This window comes from Salibacterium salarium (genome assembly GCF_030813635.1).
Classification (GTDB): domain Bacteria; phylum Bacillota; class Bacilli; order Bacillales; family Marinococcaceae; genus Salibacterium; species Salibacterium salarium.
In genome coordinates, this window is sequence record NZ_JAUSUM010000001.1 from 682,769 (window position 1) to 698,334 (window position 15,566).

At 36.6% G+C, this 15,566-nt stretch carries 18 protein-coding genes and 2 pseudogenes; 14 read left to right on the plus strand and 6 right to left on the minus strand.

What is annotated here, in order from left to right; genetic code table 11:
- Window positions 1-107: 107 nt before the first annotated feature.
- From J2S78_RS03225 to J2S78_RS03250, 6 genes and pseudogenes are all read left to right on the plus strand, one after another.
- Window positions 108-1,856 carry a DUF2334 domain-containing protein gene (locus J2S78_RS03225; RefSeq protein WP_306896206.1) on the plus strand — a complete coding sequence of 583 codons (1,749 nt, stop codon included), beginning with the start codon at window positions 108-110 and terminating at the stop codon, window positions 1,854-1,856.
- The gene (locus J2S78_RS03230) at window positions 1,849-3,105 is read left to right on the plus strand and encodes a glycosyltransferase family 2 protein (RefSeq protein ID WP_306896208.1); all 1,257 of its coding nucleotides are present in this window, start codon (window positions 1,849-1,851) and stop codon (window positions 3,103-3,105) included. The genes J2S78_RS03225 and J2S78_RS03230 overlap by 8 nt, the downstream gene beginning before the upstream one ends.
- Window positions 3,106-3,126: 21 nt before the next feature.
- Window positions 3,127-4,284: a non-hydrolyzing UDP-N-acetylglucosamine 2-epimerase gene (gene wecB, locus J2S78_RS03235; RefSeq protein ID WP_306896210.1), complete on the plus strand. Its 1,158-nt coding sequence runs from the start codon at window positions 3,127-3,129 to the stop codon at window positions 4,282-4,284.
- A gap of 26 nt (window positions 4,285-4,310) precedes the next feature.
- Window positions 4,311-5,378, plus strand: coding sequence for a glycosyl hydrolase family 8 (locus tag J2S78_RS03240; protein WP_306896212.1), 1,068 nt, complete (start codon window positions 4,311-4,313; stop codon window positions 5,376-5,378).
- A 204-nt stretch (window positions 5,379-5,582) separates the two neighbouring features.
- Window positions 5,583-6,161: pseudogene (locus J2S78_RS03245) on the plus strand (AAA family ATPase); the annotation flags it as partial.
- 140 nt (window positions 6,162-6,301) lie between these two features.
- Window positions 6,302-7,423 carry a DUF1835 domain-containing protein gene (locus J2S78_RS03250; protein WP_306896215.1) on the plus strand — a complete coding sequence of 374 codons (1,122 nt, stop codon included), beginning with the start codon at window positions 6,302-6,304 and terminating at the stop codon, window positions 7,421-7,423.
- On the opposite strand, the gene J2S78_RS03255 is transcribed toward J2S78_RS03250, so the two are convergent.
- The 3 genes from J2S78_RS03255 to J2S78_RS03265 all read right to left on the minus strand — a co-directional run bounded on the left by J2S78_RS03255 (window position 7,420) and on the right by J2S78_RS03265 (window position 8,258).
- Entirely contained in the window at window positions 7,420-7,638 is a 219-nt protein-coding gene (locus tag J2S78_RS03255) for a tyrosine-type recombinase/integrase (RefSeq protein ID WP_306896217.1), read from the minus strand. The two genes, J2S78_RS03250 and J2S78_RS03255, sit on opposite strands and share 4 nt — an antisense overlap.
- Complete coding sequence (locus tag J2S78_RS03260; protein WP_306896220.1) at window positions 7,635-7,865, minus strand: tyrosine-type recombinase/integrase; 231 nt, start codon at window positions 7,863-7,865, stop codon at window positions 7,635-7,637. Before J2S78_RS03260 ends, J2S78_RS03255 begins: the two co-directional genes overlap by 4 nt.
- A gap of 204 nt (window positions 7,866-8,069) precedes the next feature.
- Entirely contained in the window at window positions 8,070-8,258 is a 189-nt protein-coding gene (locus J2S78_RS03265) for a tyrosine-type recombinase/integrase (RefSeq protein WP_306896222.1), read from the minus strand.
- 187 nt (window positions 8,259-8,445) lie between these two features.
- Here J2S78_RS03265 and J2S78_RS03270 point away from each other — a divergent pair, with 187 nt between their 5' ends.
- The 3 genes from J2S78_RS03270 to J2S78_RS03280 all read left to right on the plus strand — a co-directional run bounded on the left by J2S78_RS03270 (window position 8,446) and on the right by J2S78_RS03280 (window position 10,270).
- Window positions 8,446-8,670: a hypothetical protein gene (locus tag J2S78_RS03270; protein ID WP_306896224.1), complete on the plus strand. Its 225-nt coding sequence runs from the start codon at window positions 8,446-8,448 to the stop codon at window positions 8,668-8,670.
- 204 nt (window positions 8,671-8,874) lie between these two features.
- On the plus strand, window positions 8,875-9,159 hold the full coding sequence (locus J2S78_RS03275) for a hypothetical protein (RefSeq protein ID WP_306896227.1): 285 nt from the start codon (window positions 8,875-8,877) through the stop codon (window positions 9,157-9,159).
- Between the two features lie 205 nt (window positions 9,160-9,364).
- The gene (locus J2S78_RS03280) at window positions 9,365-10,270 is read left to right on the plus strand and encodes an aminoglycoside phosphotransferase family protein (protein ID WP_306896229.1); all 906 of its coding nucleotides are present in this window, start codon (window positions 9,365-9,367) and stop codon (window positions 10,268-10,270) included.
- Between the two features lie 574 nt (window positions 10,271-10,844).
- Here J2S78_RS03280 and J2S78_RS03285 read toward each other — a convergent pair.
- Window positions 10,845-11,324, minus strand: coding sequence for a hypothetical protein (locus tag J2S78_RS03285; RefSeq protein WP_306896231.1), 480 nt, complete (start codon window positions 11,322-11,324; stop codon window positions 10,845-10,847).
- A 464-nt stretch (window positions 11,325-11,788) separates the two neighbouring features.
- Here J2S78_RS03285 and J2S78_RS03290 point away from each other — a divergent pair, with 464 nt between their 5' ends.
- Both J2S78_RS03290 and J2S78_RS03295 read left to right on the plus strand, forming a co-directional pair.
- Window positions 11,789-11,980, plus strand: coding sequence for a hypothetical protein (locus J2S78_RS03290; protein WP_306896233.1), 192 nt, complete (start codon window positions 11,789-11,791; stop codon window positions 11,978-11,980).
- A 161-nt stretch (window positions 11,981-12,141) separates the two neighbouring features.
- Window positions 12,142-12,387, plus strand: a complete 246-nt coding sequence (locus tag J2S78_RS03295; RefSeq protein ID WP_306896235.1) for a cold-shock protein — start codon at window positions 12,142-12,144, stop codon at window positions 12,385-12,387.
- A 76-nt stretch (window positions 12,388-12,463) separates the two neighbouring features.
- Here J2S78_RS03295 and J2S78_RS03300 read toward each other — a convergent pair.
- Window positions 12,464-12,589, minus strand: a pseudogene (locus tag J2S78_RS03300) (IS1595 family transposase); the annotation flags it as partial.
- A gap of 143 nt (window positions 12,590-12,732) precedes the next feature.
- Here J2S78_RS03300 and fliS point away from each other — a divergent pair.
- From fliS to J2S78_RS03315, 3 genes are all read left to right on the plus strand, one after another.
- On the plus strand, window positions 12,733-13,287 hold the full coding sequence (gene fliS, locus J2S78_RS03305; protein ID WP_306896237.1) for a flagellar export chaperone FliS: 555 nt from the start codon (window positions 12,733-12,735) through the stop codon (window positions 13,285-13,287).
- Window positions 13,288-13,608: a flagellar protein FliT gene (gene fliT / locus J2S78_RS03310; protein WP_306896238.1), complete on the plus strand. Its 321-nt coding sequence runs from the start codon at window positions 13,288-13,290 to the stop codon at window positions 13,606-13,608.
- A gap of 211 nt (window positions 13,609-13,819) precedes the next feature.
- Window positions 13,820-14,191 carry a DUF8042 domain-containing protein gene (locus tag J2S78_RS03315; protein WP_306896240.1) on the plus strand — a complete coding sequence of 124 codons (372 nt, stop codon included), beginning with the start codon at window positions 13,820-13,822 and terminating at the stop codon, window positions 14,189-14,191.
- A gap of 101 nt (window positions 14,192-14,292) precedes the next feature.
- On the opposite strand, the gene J2S78_RS03320 is transcribed toward J2S78_RS03315, so the two are convergent.
- Window positions 14,293-15,417, minus strand: coding sequence for a DUF6612 family protein (locus tag J2S78_RS03320; RefSeq protein ID WP_306896242.1), 1,125 nt, complete (start codon window positions 15,415-15,417; stop codon window positions 14,293-14,295).
- Window positions 15,418-15,566: the final 149 nt, after the last annotated feature.

Consider the following 15,566-nt stretch of genomic DNA (forward strand, 5'->3'; position numbering starts at 1 on the left):
CGTATAACATGCATTTTTCAAGATAAACACTAATTGAATTCTTTATATAAGGGTGTTATGTTCTTTATTAAGAACAAAAGAGAAGATAAGGGGGAGGAGTGACAGTCTTGAAAAAGTCGCTGCAAACAATTGTGGTATGGAAAGTCATTGGATTGATGTTGCTTAGTTTTTTTCTTCCTGTCGGTGCGGCAAGTGCAGCGACGGAAATAGAAAAGGAAGCCAAAGTACTGGTTCTCTATTCATCTAAGCATGGAAACGTTGACTCTGATCAACGTTTACTTGATATGGCAATCGGTGCGTTCAGTAACGATATCACATTTAAACATGCGGCAGAAGTCGAAGCAGAAGACACAGAAGACATCACTCATCTATTTTACTATGGAAATAAATCAGAAACGCTTCCTTCTAATACGGTTAAACAAATAACTTCTTTTTCAGGAACGACGGTCGTGATAGGAAAAAATATAGAGCAGCTGGACGAAAAATATGATTATGTTTCTCTTGATGAATGCGAGACGATAACAACATTAAAGATGGTAGGAGATGAAACGAAAAAAACGAATATACAATCACAATCTGTAACAGGTGTGATCACAGAAGAAGAGACAGATGTTTTAGTAGCGGGAGAACATAAATCAAAAGATATTCCAGTGTTTGTAAAACAAGATAACACCTATTATTCCGCTTTGGATTCGCTTGTTCCTCCGTATTCGGTCTATTTCAGTCAGGCGCTGCATGACGTCTTTGATACAGACCCGTCAGAAAAAACGCCCGGTTATATTCGTCTTGAAGATATTCACCCGTTAGCAGATCCGGATCAATTGATGGAAGTGGCGGAATTTTTAAAAGAAAAAGAGATTCCTTATTTGATGGCTGTTATCCCAGTTTATACCCATCCAGAGACGGGAGAAGAATATCACTTTAATGATTCCCCTGAAGTATTAAAAGCAGTGAGGTATATGCAGGAAAATGGGGGCAGTGTCGTCCTGCATGGATATACTCACCAGTTCAGAGACAGTGAAACAGGGGAAGGTTTTGAATTTTGGGATGTTGAACATGAAATGCCGATTTATCATGGGCAGGACGAGGAAGTCGTGAAAAAGACAGAAAGAGATTTTGATTCGGAAGAAGAATACGCGGCGTATGTGGAAGAAAATAAAGCATATGAACGAGAATATATTGAAAAACGGTTAACGAGAGGAATAGAAGAACTGACTAACTTTGGTCTGCACCCGCTTGCGTTTGAAGCACCGCACTATACCATGTCCCAAAATGGATATGATGTTGTTAGCAATTATTTCTCCACGTATGTCGGTCAAATTCAATTAAGCGATAAGGATTGGAAAACGATGGAGACAACGCCAGCTGCCTCTACACCGAGTTTCCTGAACGGGATGGAAGTACTTCCTGAAACCATTGGATACATCCGGCCCGAGGATAGTAAGGCTGTTGATAGAATGATGAAAAAAGCGAACAACTATGAAGTGATGGATGGAGGGATAGTAGGAGGATTTTATCATCCGTATTTAGGCGTCGATGGGTTGAAAGAAATCATTGGTGAGATGGAAAAAGTACCAAATATTGATTGGATTGATTTAAAAGACTACGACAATAAAGTAGAGACGGATAATGTTGTGATTACAAGCGGCAGCGGCACGATTTTTACAGATATTGATCGAACTGGCTTGATGCTGTCATCCATCGATTTTCCAATCTATCACGTGAAAGTATTTATCCAAAAAATGATGTGGGGTGTAGCCGGTATTGGGCTATTGTCCGTCTCCTTTTTTATAGGTTACGTGATTACTCAGCGGGTCCGTCGCAAACGGTTGGAGGGGGAAGTCTCTGGTGGCTGACCTTGTGTTATACCTTTCCTTGTTCATCATTTGGCTTATGTTGTTTTATCACATATTTCTCATGCAGGGCGGTTATTTTCATTACTCCAAGCATATAAAAACAAAGCGGTTGTGGGAACAGAATCCGGGAGAGATGCCGACGTTCAGTATATTAATCCCCGCACATAATGAGGAAATGGTTATAGAAAATACGCTGAAAGCGATGATAAATCTTCGTTATCCGAAAGAAAAGCTCGAAATTATAGTGGTTAACGATTATTCCAAAGATCGAACAGGTGCCATCATAGACGAATACGCAGATCGTTATTCCTTTATCAAAGCGGTTCATACGAAACCCCCGCATGCTGGAAAAGGGAAATCCGGAGCGTTAAATCTAGGGCTGAAACATTCGAGCGGAAGTGTGGTGGCGGTGTATGATGCGGATAATACACCAGAGCCCGATGCGATTTACTACTTAGCCCTTAGTTTAAATAAAGATGAGAAAGCGGGTGCAGTCATTGGGAAGTTTCGCGTCATAAACGCTAACAAAAATATTCTCACTCGACTCATTAATCTCGAAACGTTGACCTTTCAGTGGCTCGCGCAAGCAGGGCGATGGTACTGGTTTAAAATGACGACGATTCCCGGCACGAACTTTGCGATTAGACGTTCGATATTGGAGGAGCTTGGGGGTTGGGACGAAAAAGCATTATCCGAAGATACCGAGCTCAGCTTCCGGGTTTACAATCTTGGTTACTATATCCGCTTTTTCCCGGCTGCCATAACGTGGGAACAGGAACCGGAAACCCTTAAAGTATGGTGGAAGCAGCGAATGAGATGGGCGCGTGGAAATGAATATGTAATCGCAAAATATTTATTCGGATTTGCCAAATTGAAAAATAAAAAAATTGTTCTCGACTTATTTTACTTTTTGTTCACGTATCTATTATTTTTTACAGGTATTCTGTTGTCACACGCTATTTTCGTCATAAATCTGTTTGTCAATTTAGATTTAACAATCGGCATGGTCTCTTACGTGTTGCTTATTACTGGATTTCTTTTATTTGTGATAGAAGTGATGCTTGCGCTTAGTCTCGAAAAACGGCAATTGACAGTCAAAAATGTGTTCGCTGCCGTGTTTATGTATTTCACGTACTCGCAGTTATGGATTGCGCTTGTCATGAACGCGACGTTCTTAGAATTGAAACGCGTCCTGTTAAAGCAAGAAGTGAAATGGTATAAAACACAGCGGTTTGATCAGAAATCATAGTGAAAAAGAAGGGGATACGTTATGACGGCGAAAATAATGACATTGTTGGGGACGAGGCCAGAAGGGATTAAAATGGCTCCTGTCGTAAAAGAGATAGAGAGAACGGACAATCTGATCAGTGTTTTTGTCAATACGGCGCAGCATCGGGAAATGCTTGACCAAGTCCTTGATTTATTTCAGCTTGTTCCTGAATATGATTTAAATGTGATGAGGCCAAAACAGCGTTTAGAAGAATTAACGATGCGTTTATTTCAAGGAATTACACCGATTTTAGAAAAAGAGAAACCTGATATGGTGCTTGTTCACGGAGATACAACGACAACTTTTGTTGGGGCGTATGCTGCGTTTTTACAACAGATCCCGGTAGGTCACATAGAATCAGGACTGCGAACCAATCACATGTATTCTCCCTTTCCAGAAGAGCTTAATCGTCAGTTAGTCGGGAGGTTGGCAACGTATCATTTTGCTGTGACAGAAGCGAATAAAAAAAATCTATTAAAAGAAAATGTAGCAGAAAAAAATATTGCGGTCGTCGGAAACACGGTGATTGATGCGCTGCTTGAAATCACGAGCAGACATTATCAGTTTGAAGGAGAGCTGGCATCGATTATTCATTCAACGAAAAAAACTATTTTAATGACGACGCATCGAAGAGAAAACATAGATGAATTAAAACATGTGTACCGGGCAATACAGCGCGTTGTCAAGCAACATGAAGATGTGCAAGTTGTTTTTCCTGTTCATAAAAATCCGCTTATTCGTCAGAAGGTGATGCGTGAATTTGCAAATATGAAACAGATTCATTTAATTGAACCTCTGGATTATGAAGAGTTCCTGCACGTTTTGAAGCATTGTTATATGGTGATTACAGATTCCGGTGGCATTCAAGAAGAAGCACCGGCCCTCGGTAAACCTGTGTTAGTCGCGCGGGACACGACAGAACGCCCGGAAGGAATAGAAGCGGGAACCTTGAAGGTAGTAGGAACATCTGAGGAAAAAATCGTCGCACTGTGTGAGCAACTTCTTCGTGATGAAGCAGCTTATAATGAAATGGCTAATGCTCCTAATCCATTTGGAGACGGTTATTCCGCTAAACAAATCGTTCATACTATCCAATCTTTGTTAGAAGAGACACGTGTGATTTATCAAAGGAAAACGGACGAAGTTATATATCGTTAGGAGTGGTGCAATAAGGGGTGAAGAAGATGTTAATCATTGTTGTGGTACTAGTTGGAGCAGGTTTTTATTGGTTTTTTGTGGAAAATAAAGAAACGGACGAAATGACGGAAGCATTTATCCAACGATGGCTGACAAATGATAATGGTACATTAGCAACATACATTCTGGATGGAGACGTAGAAGATGAAGATGAGGTGAAAGGCAGAGAAGCGTTGTCAGAAACGCTTGGGTTGTGGATGACATATGCGCTCAAAAAGCAGGATAAAGCCCTGTTTGAAAAAAGCTATCAGTTGCTGCGCCGCTATTTTCTAGATGATAGTGGGTTTGTGTTTTGGAAATTGAAAGAAAGCGGAGAAACGGATGTATCCGCCAATGCTCTCATTGATGATATTCGTATTGCCGGAGCGTTGTATAAAGCAGGAGAAAGCTGGAACAAACGGAAGTATATCGAGACTGCCAGTAGAATAACTGCTTATGTTGCACAAAATAATGAAAATCAAGAAATTCTTACGGATTTTTATGAACGAGAGGATAACTATGCGAGTGAATTTATTACGTTATCCTATATTGATGGGCAAACGCTCCAATATTTAGGGAGCAAAGGAACTTTAGCCCCGCAAGTATCCGAATCGACCATTGAAGTGTTGAAACAAGCGCCGATGAAGCAAGGATTTTATCCAAAAACGTACAATGTAGAAGAGAATCATTACGTATATGATGAAAAAATAAATATGGTCGATCAAGCTCTTGTTGCTCTCCATCAATCTGAGATTGGAATAGGATCAAAAGACTTTTTACAATTTATTCGTTCTGAAATGGAGCAGCGCGGCCTCGTGCATGGAATATATGACCGAAAGACGAAGCAGCCGCTTGTTGAATATGAGTCTCCTGCTATTTATGCCCTCCTTATCATGTATTGCCTTGAAATAGGAGATGTTTCATTAGCAGAAGACATTCGAACACAAATGAAACAATTTCTTGTAACCCGCCGGTACAGCAAATATTTTGGTGGTTATTCGATTTACGACCATGACACACATATCTTTGATAATGTACTACCGCTGCTGGCAGAACAGCAGATGGAGAAACAGTAGAAACCGATTTTTTCTTTTAAAAAGGCTGTTTTCGTAAGGATTGTTGCTAATCACCGATAAAAGGAATTTATTTACTATTTTATGGTATCATTAGATGTAGATTTCTTATTAAACTCCCTCAGTTAGATTCAATTTACTAACGGAGCAGAAGAGTTGATGATAATAATTAAATTTAAGAGGTAGGTGTTCATATTGATTATTTGAGTTAATGGGGCATTTGGTTCAGGGAAGACACAAACATCATATGAATTACATAGAAGAATTCCTAATTCTTTTGTATATGACCCAGAAAACGTTGGTTTTTTTATACAAAAAAATATTCCTAAAGAAATTAAGAAAGCCGACTTTCAAGATTATCCAAATTGGCGTGAAACAAATTACTCAATGTTAAAACACATAAATTCTGAATACGGTGGAGTAATCATTGTTCCAATGACTATTGTAAATCGTGATTATTTTAAAGAGATTGTGGGTCAATTGAGAGAAGACAATATCACAGTTAAGCACTTCGTCTTATGGGCTTCAAAAGAGACATTAGAAAAGAGATTACGAAGAAGGGGAGAACGAAAAAATTCATGGGCAGTAAGACAAATTGATAGATGTATGCAAGGGTTGCAGGATAATATATTTCACCAACACATAGATACCACCACTATGACGATTGAATCTGTAGTAGAAAGGATTGCTTCTTTGTCTGATATACAACTAATTCCTGATAACAGAAACGAATTAAAAAAACGAATGGACAGAGTAAAAACTCAACTCAAACAAATTAGAATATAAGGTGTTTGTTATTCAACTAACGGGATCTAGAGTGAAACAAGGAGTTGTCGATTTGGCAGCTCCTATTGCTTATTGAAGTAACGAAGCAGTTATGTTTAATAAGATGTGCTGGTAATATTATCTGTAAAGGGGGCAATAAATTGATTTATGAATTAAAAAGAATCCTTAAAAATTCTGCTGAAGATGAAGTGAAATCACTTTTATTTCAAATTCTTTTGCGAATCAATATGCTTGAAGAAACTGACCAATATAAAGAGGAACAGTTTGTAGCTGACTTAAAAAAAACATATAATAATTTTCTGAACTATAAAAGAAAACAAACTGATATAAAAAATAATAATAACTATAAGGTTGTCCATATTATCTTTGGTGATTCAGCATCGGGTTGTTTAAAAAGTGCATTAAAAGAAATGGAATTGCAAGATGAAGAAAAGATTATTTCTTTTTCAGATATATTTTCTGTTGGGCCAATTTGGCAATTACATGAAAAGGTGGGACTTAGCAACAGATATGAATGGTTAAAAAATCATATAAATATGGATGATGAAATTTTAGACAACTATCAAGACGAATTCAATAATACAATATCAGAGATTAACGAAATTCCAAATGATACCCCAATAATCATTTGGTTTGGAGAAAATGCTCATGAGCAAACTGCTTTAAGATATGTTCTATATATATTAAAAGAAAAAACAAACGACATTTTGATAATGGAGACAACGGCAAACTATAAAAATCAATTCGATGTTCCTGAAACTGAAATTTTTCCATTACATACTGGGGAAATTTCTCCTGATAAATTAAGGGTAATCTATAAAAAAAATAGAAAAAATAACACATTAACGCAAAAAGAACGGAAGAATTTTGAGAATGAATGGGAACAGTTATCTACAAAAAAAGAAGTTTTAAGGATATGGAAAAATAAGATGATACATAGTGTCAATGAATTTCATTACGATGATTATCTAATCGACACATTAAGAAAAATACATATAGAGAGAAAGAATATGGAATTTATAAAATCTGCTCGTCTTATCGGCGAAGTAATGGGATATTTAGACCAATATATTGGCGACCAGTTTTTCGAGTATAGAGTAAGACATTTAATTGTGAATGGCATATTTGAAATAGAAGGTGTTCCAAAAGCGATGAGGTTTTATAGTGTGAGACTCAAAAACGAACAACACTATTGTGCTAACGGGACAGCAAAAGTTGAAAAGAGCAGCGTGAAAATTATTACGCTGCTCTTTAGATTTTAAAAATATTTCCTATAAAATTCCTGCTGCAATCTCCCGCTCAACTGAGCATAAATTCGTGTTGTTTCGCTTTTTTCGTGTCCCAGTAAACTTTGTATAACTTCAAGTGGAGCACCATTATTCAATAGATGAGTAGCATAACTGTGTCTAAATTGATGAGGATGGATTGTTTTAGTTATTCCAGCCCGATTTGAAATACGTTTTATTATGTATCTCATTTGAGCTTACTCATTCTATGCGGACTACGCTCGGTAACAAATATTGCTGGATCCTTATCGTCCCTGCAATTAAGATACTTCTTTAGCCAGATATCACAACGAATATTGAAATATACCCCCCTTTCCTTATCACCCTTTCCTCGGACAATTACGGATTGACTTCCCCAATTAATACTATTTCGGTCAAGTGTAACAATTTCTCCAATGCGACACCCTGTTGAAAACATAAATTCAAATAAAGCTTTCTATTGGAGTAAAACAAGCATCTCGTAAATGCTCAATCTCCCTTTCGGTCAAGAATTTTGGGATGCGTTTGCCAACCTTTGGTTTTTTTATTTTGCTTGCAGGATTACTATCAATGATTCCTTCTTCGTGCGACCAGCGGAATAATGATTGGATAAACCTTATTCGATGAGACAAGCTGGAAGGTTTCATATATCATTGCTTGATTCAGCCAAATATTGCTTTAGTTGATGAAGCGTAAAGTCATTTATTTTGGTGTTACCAAAATAGTTAACCAATAATTTTGCTTGAAGTCTATAAGCGTTTAAAGTTTGTGGTGAAAAGCCCTCAATTCTCTTATTTGCTTCATAAGATTTTGCAGCTTCGGACAATAACATTCAAAGTCACTCCCAAATTAGGTATATAATAAAGCATTTCCAAATGACGGAATAAAATAATTTTTTGAATAATTCGGATAATCCAATTAAATAGATGGAACTTAATGTTAAAGTATTTATGTGTTATTAAGCTAACGCAGGATACTTAAATAAGAACTGTATTATTAAAACAATGGGGGCTATAATTATGGAAAAAGATACGGAAAGTAAAATCTTGGATGAATTAAAGAATATAAATAAATCATTACATAATATGGACAAAAAAATCAACGATATTGATAGTGATGGTAAACCACCTATTATTATATGGGATATTATAAAGTCGTTGTTAATAGGAGTTTTTATTGTAGGTCCTTCAATTGCGGTTGTTCTCATCATTTTTCAAGTTATCAGCAGTTGGATGTTTAACTAACTAGGGTGCGTTTCTAGAACAAGGAGAAACGCTTATTTACTATCGAGGCAGATTTGTTCAATAAGAAATCACAAAAGGAATGAGCATTTACTGTGAAATAAGATTAGACGTATTAACGTCTAATAAAAAAATAATGCAAAAAATTGAGATGAAGCACATTAGTATTATTACAGGACATAAATAAAAATATATGGAGGTATAGTTATGTGGGTAATATTAGGGGTTATTGCTATAGTAGCAACTTTTATAAATCTTTATATGTATAAAGCAGGAAAGGATTATAAGCTTGCTATGGCGATGGGATTATCATTTACAGCATTAACACTTTGTGCAGAATACAGTCTTGTATCTCGGTGGGTAACAGTGGAAGATTGGGCAGCTTTATCGGATGTAGTACCTGGTATGGAAAGGGCATTATGGTTTTTGACAATGGTTTCTATCTTACTAAATATAGCACCTATACTTTTAGAACTAAAAAGTAAGAAATAATTACTTATTGTCACTTCATTTATATAATATGCAATTATTGTGTAGGTCTTATGTATAACTAACGGGTACTTATAATAAGGCGAATGCAACCATGTTTCACTAATGAAGCAGTTTAGTGAAAGAAGGAAATATAGTTTTTTCATAGAAATAAACGAGTTTGCGATTATTGAATTAATCCTCAAAATTTAAAAACAGGGGTGAAGGTGTGAGTAAAAAACTAATAAAACAGATACCTTTAATAAGTAATTGTAAAGAAGTTATTGAAATTAAAAAGGGGGTTTCCTCAGATGAAAAATATTTAATACATATGCAAGATGGTAACAATAAGCTACTACTTCGGATGTTTAATTTAGAAGAGTTGGAATTAAAGAAGGCAGAATACTCTATTTTAGAAAGGATGCAGGATTATCAAGTTACTTGTTCACAACCGATCTTAATTGGTGAAGTAGGAAATCGGGGGTATATGATCACATCATACATAGAGGGTAAGGATGCTGGGGATGAAATCTCAAAATACTCAGAGGAAGAACAATTTAATGTTGGTATTGAGGCAGGAAAAGAATTAAGAAAAATGCATCAATTAACTGCTCCAAACCATATCTCTTCATGGTATTCAAGGAAAATTGAAAAGCATAGGAAATATATTGATGCTTACTTAGAATGTGAGGTAAAGGTTAATAATGATCACAAAATAATGAATTTTATTGATGAGAATATACAATTCATGAAACACCGTCCGAACTTATTTCAACATGATGATTTTCACCTTGGAAACATCATTGTGAATAATAAAAAGTTCGCTGGTGCTATAGATTTTAACAGGTATGATTGGGGAGATCCATTTCATGAGTTTCTAAAGATAGGAATTTTTAGCCGAGGAATTAGCATTCCTTTTTCAATAGGACAAATCAAAGGTTATTTTAATAATAAAGGACCTGATGAAGATTTTTGGAGGTTATATTCACTTTACCTGGCAATGTGCGTTTTCTCTACTGTAGTATGGACTTTAAAAACTATTCCAAACGACATTAATGAGATGTTAGATAAAGTGTATATGTATTTAGAAGATCATGATTACTTCAGCAGATTAAAACCGAAGTGGTATAAATAGAATCAATCTTTGTGAAAGATTGTACTTAAAGTAACGGGTGCTTTAGTGGAACAAGGAACTGTTGATGTCGTAGCTCCTATTGCTTATTGGGCTAACGGAGCAGGATTCTTGAAGACTTGATTTCGAGATATATTAATTTGGTGGAAAGAGTAATTTGAATAATTTGGAAAAAAGGAAAGAGTTTATCTATACTTAAGGCTCTGTTTCTCTGCCTCCATTCAAAGTTGAATGTTTTTTCCGATGTCTATAATTTAAATTGGTATGCTAATAAAGAAATTCTATCTCAATAATCCTTATATAATGTGCTTAAAGCTTAAATGTGAGAAACAAGTTTTCCCGTTATATTATAGTAGTCCTATTGGTAACATGAAATTGTCTTGAGACAGTAAAAGGGAAAGTTATCTTATAATATGAGGTTATATAAGTGGAATAATAAACTTCCCAAACACTAATGGTAGGTGTGGAGATATTGAAAACAATCATGTGGTAGGGGCTCGATACTTAGGGTTTAGGAGAGAAGAGAGTTTGGCTCCTCTCGATCATAAAAAATACTCACGTGGCTTTGAGACAATAGTTACTTATTTCTAATGAACTTAATATGAGTGGGTAATGCAAATCCGAAAGCAAAAAGAAAAACGATAATTGAAATAAACCAATTCCATTCTTTCCACTTCATATACCCAAAATAGACCATTCCAAAAGTTATAATAAGTGATATTAAAGTAAAAATGGTTGTCAATTTCCATTTATTGTTTTGGGTAAGGTAATTTAAATAAAGGATTGCAAGTGACGAAGGTATAAAGGTATAACTAAGAATGTCCCCTAACCCAGATTTTTTGGCGTCCCCTAAATCAAAAAGGTCGAATCCTCTGGCGAGTATACTGTCGCTAAACCAAGTAGAGAACGCTACAACCCCAAATGTAATATATATTTCCCGCCATGATATATTTTTTTTAGGAATAATAATGACTGTTAAAGCAAATAAAGCACATACAGTAACAGGAAACCATAACCCCTTTGCTCCCAGGTCTAAACTTTCTATAAATTCCTGCATTTATCCTTTTCCCCTTTTTATTTTCTTTTATCATTTGCTTTTGTAAGAAGTCTATACTGAATAAAATCAAATATTTAATACAAGCTCAAAAATCAATTTTCAATTCATTTAACGGGAATTTTGAAGTAAATTCCCTCCTTGACTTTGAACTCTTAATTGAAAAACTACGCCTAGGAGGATTTCCTTTAATTAGAAAAACACCGACCTCACCGCTTTGTTGGATACCTAATTGGGGAATGTTTGGCGTAAAGATTTGGTCTTCAAATAGTGGTTTCTTTTGAAATCATTGTCATAGGTTATGATCATGCATTTTGCTATACTAAGCGAAAAATGTATGGTCTTTATTAAAAAATGTTTAACTACCTCGATATCGAGTCTTCAAGTAAAGGGGGGGGCATTACTGGAAAAACGGTAATGCTTATTCTTTTTAACTAACGGTCAGTTACTAGATTGGATGGTTTGATATGGGATTATTAGGTACTATCATAGTAAAAACCGGCTTAGTTTTGTTAATCATTCATCAAATAATTTTTTTGGCTCAAGGCACACCTGATGATTTTTCTCCCAACTTTTTATGGGTAATAACAGGAATTGTTATTGTAGGTGCATTGATTCAGTTTATTGATTATACAACTAAAAAGTTTAAAAATAACTAATATTAATACTTTTAAAAGGTTGTGATACAAAACATCAAGATTACCTGATTGAAAAATCGGAAAACTAGCATAACAAGGAGTTGTCATTGCGGCAGCTCCTTCAATTATTGAAGTAACGACGCAGTTTTGTTAAGAAACGATGAATGGGTGGTCGAGTAAATATGAAAAGACAAGGAATCGTTAAATGGTATAAAGAAGATAAGGGTTATGGTCGTATTATGCTTGACGGTGAGGATGAAAACCACGTTTTTGTTCATTTTAGTTCGATTTTACCTGATACTTCAAGGTTTTCTGATGGGTTCAGGTTTCTAAAGCAAGGTCAAAAAGTATCCTTTGAATTGGTTGAAAACCCAAGTTCTACTGACCAGAGGCAAGTTGCAGAAAATGTAATCATTATTTCTGACTAATGAATCCGTTTTCAACTAACGGGTGCGTTAGTTGAATAATGAGTACAGTCGCTTCCTTTTGGGAGTGGCTGTTTTTTTAGACCTCACCCAAAAATTTGACCGTAATCAAATTGGATTTCTGACACGCACTTAAAAGCATTTGGTTTACTCGTTCTTTGATCGCCATTTTCTTGCTCTGTTGAAGAAAGTTAAACCAATAGAGGATAACAACAATCTATACGAAAACAGCCTTCAAAAAACTTATTTTGTCCCTTCATATTCCCTCATTCGTACCGATATAAGTTATAGCAGAATATTAAGCAAATAATCATATAGATTTAAGAGAAAAACTGGGGGAACGACAATATGTCCTTTCAAAACGCACAATCAGCCTATCAACAAACAATGAAACAAGCAGAGACGTATAAAAAGAATACAGGGAAAACAGGAAAACAAACATTTCCGACAGCTTCGGCCCCACCGTCGGAAGGTGGGACAAATATAGGAAGCATTCATCCGCAGGCGCAATCGAAAAACACAAACCCGTATCAGCAGACAGCAATGGAAACAGCGTCGAGTGGTGAACTTACATTACTATTATATAATGGGTGCATTAAGTTCATCGATAAGGCAGAATATGCCATGGATGATAAGAAGATAGCGGAAAGAAATAACTTTCTAAAACGAGCGCAGGATATCATCCGTGAATTGATGGTAACACTTAAAACGGATTCAGATGTCGGGCAGGATATGTACAGCTTATATGATTTCATTCACAGCCGCTTGGTCGATGCAAACATTAAAAACGACAAAGAAGCGTTACATGAAGCACGTCGCTTTGTTGTAGAATTTCGGGACACGTGGAAGGAAATCATTAAGTTAGATCGCCAGGAACGGTTTGGTGAAGGAGGACAAGCGTAAATGGCTTTGGTAGAAGACCTGTTGACGGTTACCAAAGCATTGTACGAGCATGTTTCTCAACAGATACCAAAAAACACGGATGCCCGTGCGCAGTATGTCGAGACATTAGAAGAGTATTTAAGTAAACGCGCTTCCTTGCTCTCCCAGTTGGAAACAACGATGAATTATAGTGACTCGGAAAAATCAATGGGCGAGGAAATATTGAAAATGAATGAAGAAATTCAGCGTTATTTGGAAATATCCCGCGGAGAACTGCGGCTTGGGATGCAGGAACTAAAGAACAAGAAGCAATCGAGCCAGCGGTCCGACGGTGTTCGATAAAAAAGACCTGAAAAAAGCAGCCTGGCGCGGCTGCTTTTTTTGCTTTCAGCATTATCGCCGATTGTTTAGCAATTTCCGCCGATTCTTCTGCCGATATCGCCGATATCGCATGCAAAACAGCCGATTCTTCGTGTGAGCCGCCTGGTTTACGGATAATACTTGTTTTTATGTTATCCTCGACATATCAGCATTTGATAAAGGGAGTGTAGGCGTGGCGGAGCGGTTAGAAAAAGCAGAACAACAGTTTTTGCAGAACTATAAAGAATTTTTGCAAACAGTAGAAGAAGGAATAGGTTCGGTTGCTTATTTTTACAGAGAAGGATTTGAGGGAAACGGTGATCGTTTGTTTACACAAATGATGGAAGGGTTTGATCCAATCTCGTCGGACAATATGACGATGTTGTATTTGTTTTCTCAAAAGAAAGAGCTTGGATCAGAAATGCAAGTCTTTCATGAAAAAGTAGAAAAAGCCAAAAAAGTAGAGGAGCTCTCATCGATTGAAGAAAAAATGGAGCAACTGACCTCAGAATTTATGCCAGCCTTTCAACGGTGGAAAATACTGGTTGACAATGTGGCAGAATAAAAAGGTGATTCTAGAAGGTTGCTGAACTACGCTCCCGATAATTTTCCTGTCTAATAAATAAGGACAACCTGAATCCAAGAAAGGATCTGGTTGTCCTCTGTTTATTTTGGGTCCTCGGCATTGGTCGAATCAGACGACGAGTCGTCTTCCTCTAATTCGTCTTCGCTCTCCCCATTCAAATATTCGTTCAAATCAAAATCTAAAATAGAGTCTTCCCTTGATTCGCTCTCGCTATCGTCATAAAGTTCATCCATTTCTATTCCTTCAATCGAATCGAATTCTTCCATATCATCAAACCCACTGAATTCATCGAGCTCCATTTCTTCTGCTTGGTCGAGAATATGGGATGGCACTGTGACTTCATCGGTTTCTGCAACATCGGAGTAATGGGAAACGATAACGTGATTCGATTCATAGCTTTCCCCATCATCGCTATTCATGTTCATCGTTAAATTCATTTTGAGTTTTTTCGCGTAAAAGGTTTCTTTATCAATCTGTAATTCATATTCTAGGTCGGCAATTTCTGTCATGTACATCATATCTTCCATCGTTTCAGAAAAATCTGTGTTGACCATCCCTATCATTTGCAGGGCAATCTGTTGGCTCTGGTCATTGTCACCATGGAAAATTAATTGATAATGGCGATTCCCTTCTTTAACCTCAATCTCGTTATTATATGTTTCTATCATTTCTAATATGTGTTCTGGATTTTCAAACGAATTATCGTAAGACTGGAAATCCTGCGTAAATTGATTAGGGAATTGTGTCCAATGACCTTCCGTAGAATCAAAAATATAAAAGCCTTCATCTGTGAAATAACGTTCCAACCCTACTAAACTAGAATTCGTCTCCATTGGATCAGTCTCTGTCTTTTCGATAGTGGACGATTCGTGGTAACGGACAGGGTCCAAATTCACCTCCGTACTGGAACGGTATATATTCTCAAGGGACGCCTCTTTATTCAATTGTATGTGTTGATTCATATTCGTATCTATCGTGTAACTCTTGATGTCTTCCATTTCGTTAATAGACTGTTGCAACACGTCGTCAGCCTGCACCGTTTTTTCTTCTTCATCGTTTTCTTCCGATTCATCCGGCTCTTCTTCGGTTTCAGATGGGACTTCTGTTTCCCCATTTTCTTCGTTCTCTGTTTCTGCTTCTGACATGCATCCCGTGGAAAATGTTGTTAATAGTAGGATGAGCATGCCTACACGGAATTTCTCCATGTTGTTTCCTCCTCCTGGCTGAGGGTTATCATTAAAATAGTATCACATGAACATCGAATTGGATAGAGTAAGTAAAAATTTAGAAAAAAGAAAAAAGCAAGTTCTGTCGGGGAATAGGGACAGATTCTTGCTTGTTGTTGTGGTAGAAA

What these genes read in the sequence shown, in the direction of transcription:
- wecB (WP_306896210.1), top strand. Translation starts at nt 3,127, where the DNA reads ATGACGGCGAAAATAATGACATTGTTGGGGACGAGGCCAGAAGGGATT.
- J2S78_RS03240 (WP_306896212.1), top strand. Translation starts at nt 4,311, where the DNA reads ATGTTAATCATTGTTGTGGTACTAGTTGGAGCAGGTTTTTATTGGTTT.
- J2S78_RS03255 (WP_306896217.1), bottom strand. Translation starts at nt 7,638, where the DNA reads ATGAGATACATAATAAAACGTATTTCAAATCGGGCTGGAATAACTAAA.
- J2S78_RS03260 (WP_306896220.1), bottom strand. Translation starts at nt 7,865, where the DNA reads ATGTTTTCAACAGGGTGTCGCATTGGAGAAATTGTTACACTTGACCGA.
- J2S78_RS03265 (WP_306896222.1), bottom strand. Translation starts at nt 8,258, where the DNA reads ATGTTATTGTCCGAAGCTGCAAAATCTTATGAAGCAAATAAGAGAATT.
- J2S78_RS03270 (WP_306896224.1), top strand. Translation starts at nt 8,446, where the DNA reads ATGGAAAAAGATACGGAAAGTAAAATCTTGGATGAATTAAAGAATATA.
- J2S78_RS03275 (WP_306896227.1), top strand. Translation starts at nt 8,875, where the DNA reads ATGTGGGTAATATTAGGGGTTATTGCTATAGTAGCAACTTTTATAAAT.
- J2S78_RS03285 (WP_306896231.1), bottom strand. Translation starts at nt 11,324, where the DNA reads ATGCAGGAATTTATAGAAAGTTTAGACCTGGGAGCAAAGGGGTTATGG.
- J2S78_RS03290 (WP_306896233.1), top strand. Translation starts at nt 11,789, where the DNA reads ATGGGATTATTAGGTACTATCATAGTAAAAACCGGCTTAGTTTTGTTA.
- J2S78_RS03295 (WP_306896235.1), top strand. Translation starts at nt 12,142, where the DNA reads ATGAAAAGACAAGGAATCGTTAAATGGTATAAAGAAGATAAGGGTTAT.
- fliS (WP_306896237.1), top strand. Translation starts at nt 12,733, where the DNA reads ATGTCCTTTCAAAACGCACAATCAGCCTATCAACAAACAATGAAACAA.
- fliT (WP_306896238.1), top strand. Translation starts at nt 13,288, where the DNA reads ATGGCTTTGGTAGAAGACCTGTTGACGGTTACCAAAGCATTGTACGAG.
- J2S78_RS03320 (WP_306896242.1), bottom strand. Translation starts at nt 15,417, where the DNA reads ATGGAGAAATTCCGTGTAGGCATGCTCATCCTACTATTAACAACATTT.